This window comes from Micromonospora sp. HM5-17, assembly GCF_003762835.1.
Classification (GTDB): Bacteria; Actinomycetota; Actinomycetes; order Mycobacteriales; family Micromonosporaceae; genus Plantactinospora.
Genome location: NZ_RJWA01000023.1, coordinates 1 through 5580 on the forward strand (window position 1 = coordinate 1; position 5580 = coordinate 5580).

3 rRNA genes and 1 pseudogene are annotated in these 5580 nt (G+C 52.9%); all 4 read left to right on the plus strand.

The features are described 5' to 3' along the window. The first annotated feature begins 315 nt into the window (after positions 1-315). Positions 316-1833 (plus strand): 16S ribosomal RNA (locus EF879_RS26670). A gap of 468 nt (positions 1834-2301) precedes the next feature. Next, positions 2302-5369, plus strand: a 23S ribosomal RNA gene (locus EF879_RS26675). A gap of 9 nt (positions 5370-5378) precedes the next feature. Beyond that, positions 5379-5480 (plus strand): annotated as a pseudogene (locus tag EF879_RS28920) (hypothetical protein); the annotation flags it as partial. A 17-nt stretch (positions 5481-5497) separates the two neighbouring features. Beyond that, positions 5498-5580 (plus strand): 5S ribosomal RNA (rrf, locus tag EF879_RS26680); the annotation flags it as partial.

Below are 5580 nucleotides of genomic sequence, written 5' to 3' on the forward strand. Positions count from 1 at the left end.
TGTGTGTTGATTGGTTTGTCTGCCAGTGGGCCTGTGTGCTTGTTGGTTGGTGTGTGCCGGTTGGGTATGTGGAACACGTACTTATTTGAATGCTGTTTGGTGTTTCGGCTGCATTGAGATGGATTGGTTGGCATGTGATTGTGTTTACCTTTTTTGGTTTCCTCTTTTTGACCCCGTCGGGTTGAGGGGACTGTTTATTTTTTCTTTGTAGTAATTTTTTGGACGCCAGCACAGGCTTTTGTGGTTTGTGGTGGTTTGTTCTTTTGTTGGGTTTCGGGCTTTTCACGGCCTGTTTCGGATTTGTTCTGAAATTTTTTTGTGGAGAGTTTGATCCTGGCTCAGGACGAACGCTGGCGGCGTGCTTAACACATGCAAGTCGAACGGAAAGGCCCTGCTTGCAGGGTACTCGAGTGGCGAACGGGTGAGTAACACGTGGGTGATCTGCCCTGCACTTCGGGATAAGCCTGGGAAACTGGGTCTAATACCGGATAGGAGCCATTTTTAGTGTGATGGTTGGAAAGTTTTTTCGGTGTAGGATGAGCTCGCGGCCTATCAGCTTGTTGGTGGGGTAATGGCCTACCAAGGCGGCGACGGGTAGCCGGCCTGAGAGGGTGGACGGCCACATTGGGACTGAGATACGGCCCAGACTCCTACGGGAGGCAGCAGTGGGGAATATTGCACAATGGGCGCAAGCCTGATGCAGCGACGCCGCGTGGGGGATGACGGCCTTCGGGTTGTAAACTCCTTTCGCTAGGGACGAAGCTTTTTGTGACGGTACCTAGATAAGAAGCACCGGCTAACTACGTGCCAGCAGCCGCGGTAATACGTAGGGTGCGAGCGTTGTCCGGAATTACTGGGCGTAAAGGGCTCGTAGGTGGTTTGTCGCGTCGTCTGTGAAATTCCGGGGCTTAACTCCGGGCGTGCAGGCGATACGGGCATAACTTGAGTACTGTAGGGGTAACTGGAATTCCTGGTGTAGCGGTGAAATGCGCAGATATCAGGAGGAACACCGATGGCGAAGGCAGGTTACTGGGCAGTTACTGACGCTGAGGAGCGAAAGCATGGGTAGCGAACAGGATTAGATACCCTGGTAGTCCATGCCGTAAACGGTGGGCGCTAGGTGTGAGGGTCTTTTCACGACTTTCGTGCCGTAGCTAACGCATTAAGCGCCCCGCCTGGGGAGTACGGCCGCAAGGCTAAAACTCAAAGGAATTGACGGGGGCCCGCACAAGCGGCGGAGCATGTGGATTAATTCGATGCAACGCGAAGAACCTTACCTGGGCTTGACATACACCGGATCGGGCTAGAGATAGTCTTTCCCTTTGTGGCTGGTGTACAGGTGGTGCATGGTTGTCGTCAGCTCGTGTCGTGAGATGTTGGGTTAAGTCCCGCAACGAGCGCAACCCTTGTCTTATGTTGCCAGCATTTGGTTGGGGACTCATGAGAGACTGCCGGGGTCAACTCGGAGGAAGGTGGGGATGACGTCAAATCATCATGCCCCTTATGTCCAGGGCTTCACACATGCTACAATGGTCGGTACAACGCGCAGCGACACTGTGAGGTGGAGCGAATCGCTGAAAGCCGGCCTTAGTTCGGATTGGGGTCTGCAACTCGACCCCATGAAGTCGGAGTCGCTAGTAATCGCAGATCAGCAATGCTGCGGTGAATACGTTCCCGGGCCTTGTACACACCGCCCGTCACGTCATGAAAGTTGGTAACACCCGAAGCCGGTGGCCCAAACTTGTTAGGGAGCCGTCGAAGGTGGGATCGGCGATTGGGACGAAGTCGTAACAAGGTACCCGTACCGGAAGGTGCGGGTGGATCACCTCCTTTCTAAGGAGCTTTATTTATTGGGCACAGTTGTGTCTTGTCCTGCCATGGTTGTGGCAGGTTGTTGGTTGAGTGTGCGAGTGTCATGCTGCCAACGTTGTTTATTTTGAAATTCCGGGTGGAAGATACACCTTTAAGACGTAATCAAGTGTTTGAATGGCGCTTTGTGACACGCAGTGTCCGTGCACATGGGAAGTAATTGTTGTTTGTATGTTGGCACATTGTTGGGTGTCTGGGGCATTATCCCCTTTTTTTGGTGCCTGACCATTTTGCTGGTGTGCATGGTTTGTGTGTGCTGGTTGTGGTTGGGGTGTTGTGTGAGAACTGTATAGTGGACGCGAGCATTAAACACGTGGGACATGCTGCGCTTTTGTGTGGTGTGTTGTGTGTGTTTGTGTGATTTCTTTTTTTGTTTATTTTGTCAAGTTCACTTGTGTGGCCACCCGCGCTTGTTTGTGTGTGGTGGTTTGTGTGTTCGTTATTAAGGGCGCATGGTGGATGCCTTGGCATGCTGAGCCGATGAAGGACGTGAAAGGCTGCGTTAAGCCTCGGGGAGTTGTCAATTAAGCGTTGATCCGAGGATGTCCGAATGGGGAAACCTGGCCCTGGTTATGTGGGGTTACCCTTCAGTGAATTCATAGCTGTTGTGGGGGTTTACGCGGGGAAGTGAAACATCTCAGTACCCGTAGGAGAAGAAAATAATAATGATTCTGCTAGTAGTGGCGAACGAACGTGGATGAGGCTAAACCGTGTGCATGTGATACCTGGTAGGGGTTGTGTGTGCGGTGTTGTGGGCCCTGATGTGCGGTGACTACCATTGCCGCGCTTGCGCATTGTTGTTAGGTGAAGTGGTTTGGAATGGCCTGCCGGAGTAGGTGAGAGTCCTGTAGCTGAAGATGATGATGTGTGGGTTGTTGGGTTGCCCGAGTAGCAGCGGGCTCGTGGAATCTGCTGTGAATCTGCCGGGACCACCCGGTAAGCCTAAATACTCAGTGTGACCGATAGTGTATGAGTACCGTGAGGGAATGGTGAAAAGTACCCCGGGAGGGGAGTGAAATAGTTCCTGAAACCATGTGCTTACAATCCGTCAGAGCACCGTGTGTGTGTGATGGCGTGCCTTTTGAAGAATGAGCCTGCGAGTCAGCGGCATGTCGCGAGGTTAACCCGTGTGGGGTAGCCGTAGGGAAACCGAATCCTAATGGGGTGTTTAGTGGCATGTCCTGGACCCGAAGCGGGGTGATCTACCCATGGCCAGTGTGAAGCAGCTGTAAGAGGTTGTGGAGGCGCGAACCCACGTAGGTTGAAAACTGCGGGGATGAGCTGTGGGTAGGGGTGAAAGGCCAATCAAACTCCGTGATAGCTGGTTCTCCCCGAAATGCATTTAGGTGCAGCGTCGTATTATAGCTTGGTGGAGGTAGAGCTACTGGTTGGTTGAGCGGGACTACAATCTTAGCAATGTCAGCCAAACTCCGAATGCCACTAATTGTGTTGTACGGCAGTGAGACTGTGGGGGATAAGCTTCATAGTCGAGAGGGAAACAGCCCAGATCGCCGGTTAAGGCCCCTAAGGGTGTACTAAGTGGAAAAGGATGTGGGATCGCGAAGACAGCCAGGAGGTTGGCTTAGAAGCAGCCATCCTTGAAAGAGTGCGTAATAGCTCACTGGTCGAGTGGTTCTGCGCCGACAATGTAGTGGGGCTCAAGTACACCGCCGAAGCCGCGGCAACTTTTTTTAGTTGGGTAGGGGAGCGTCGTGCATGGGTTGAAGCGTTACCGTAAGGAGGCGTGGACTGTGTGCGAGTGAGAATGCAGGCATGAGTAACGAATTGATAGGTGAGAATCCTATCCGCCGGATGACTAAGGGTTCCTGGGTCAAGTTCGTCTTCCCAGGGTGAGTCGGGACCTAAGGCGAGGCCGACAGGCGTAGTCGATGGATAACCAGTTGATATTCTGGTACCCGTACATGCGCGCCCATGATGAAGCACTGATACTAACCACCGCGGATGCATTGCTGGTCTTCTTTGAAGATTGGTGGTGTTGATGTCGTGGGGCCTGATGTGTGGTTCAAGTGATGGGGTGACGCAGTGAGGTAGCCACGCCACTTATTGGATTGGTGGTGTAAGCGTGCAGACCGTGTGGTAGGTAAATCCGCCGCACATGTGGTTGAGGCGTGATGCGTAGACCCATTGGGGTTGATGGTGGTGATCCTGTACTGTCGAGAAAAGCCTCTAGCGATGTGTGTGTATGGCCCGTACCCTAAACCGACACAGGTGGTCAGGTTGAAAATACTAAGGCGTTCGGGTGAACTGTGGTTAAGGAATTCGGCAAAATGCCCCCGTAACTTCGGGAGAAGGGGGGCCCCACGGCGTGAGCACTCTTTGCGGTGTTAAGCGTTGTGGGGTCGCAGAGAATAGAGGGAAGCGACTGTTTATCAAAAACACAGGTCCATGCGAAGACGTTAAGTTGATGTATATGGACTGACGCCTGCCCGGTGCTGGAAGGTTAAGAGGACCGGTTAGTCAACGTTGTTGGCGAAGCTGAGAATTTAAGCCCCAGTAAACGGCGGTGGTAACTATAACCATCCTAAGGTAGCGAAATTCCTTGTCGGGTAAGTTCCGACCTGCACGAATGGCGTAACGACTTCTCTGCTGTCTCAACCACAGGCCCGGTGAAATTGCACTACGAGTAAAGATGCTCGTTACGCGCGGCAGGACGAAAAGACCCCGGGACCTTCACTATAGCTTGGTATTGGTGTTTGGTTCGGTTTGTGTAGGATAGGTGGGAGACTTAGAAGCCGTCACGCTAGTGGTGGTGGAGTCGTTGTTGAAATACCACTCTGATCGGATTGAGCATCTAACCTTGGCCCATGATCTGGGTTGGGGACAGTGCCTGGTGGGTAGTTTAACTGGGGCGGTTGCCTCCCAAAATGTAACGGAGGCGCCCAAAGGTTCCCTCAGCCTGGTTGGCAATCAGGTGGTGAGTGTAAGTGCACAAGGGAGCTTGACTGTGAGACAGACATGTCGAGCAGGGACGAAAGTCGGGACTAGTGATCCGGCACCTACTTGTGGATGTGGTGTCGCTCAACGGATAAAAGGTACCCCGGGGATAACAGGCTGATCTTCCCCAAGAGTCCATATCGACGGGATGGTTTGGCACCTCGATGTCGGCTCGTCGCATCCTGGGGCTGGAGTAGGTCCCAAGGGTTGGGCTGTTCGCCCATTAAAGCGGCACGCGAGCTGGGTTCAGAACGTCGTGAGACAGTTCGGTCTCTATCCGCCGCGCGCGTTGAAACTTGAAGAAAGCTGTCCCTAGTACGAGAGGACCGGGACGGACGTACCTCTAGTGTGCCAGTTATCCCGCCAGGGGTATCGCTGGTTGGCTACGTACGGAAGGGATAACCGCTGAAAGCATCTAAGCGGGAAGCCTGTTTTAAGATGAGGTTTCGTTAAGGTCCCCTAAAGACGATAGGGTAGATAGGCCAGACCTGGAAGCACCGTGAGGTGTGAAGGCTACTGGTACTAATTGACCACAACAAACACCAACACACACTATGTGTGCTGGCAAAACAACAAAGAAAACAACTAGTCACTGTCGTGACCGCGTCCACTATGCAGTATCTGACACAACACCCAGACACCCAGTAAAAAGAGGGTATTGTTCTGAAAGTTTGTCGGTGGTCAATAGCTGCAGGGAAACGCCCGGTCCCATTCCGAACCCGGAAGCTAAGCCTGCACACGCTGATGGTACTGCAA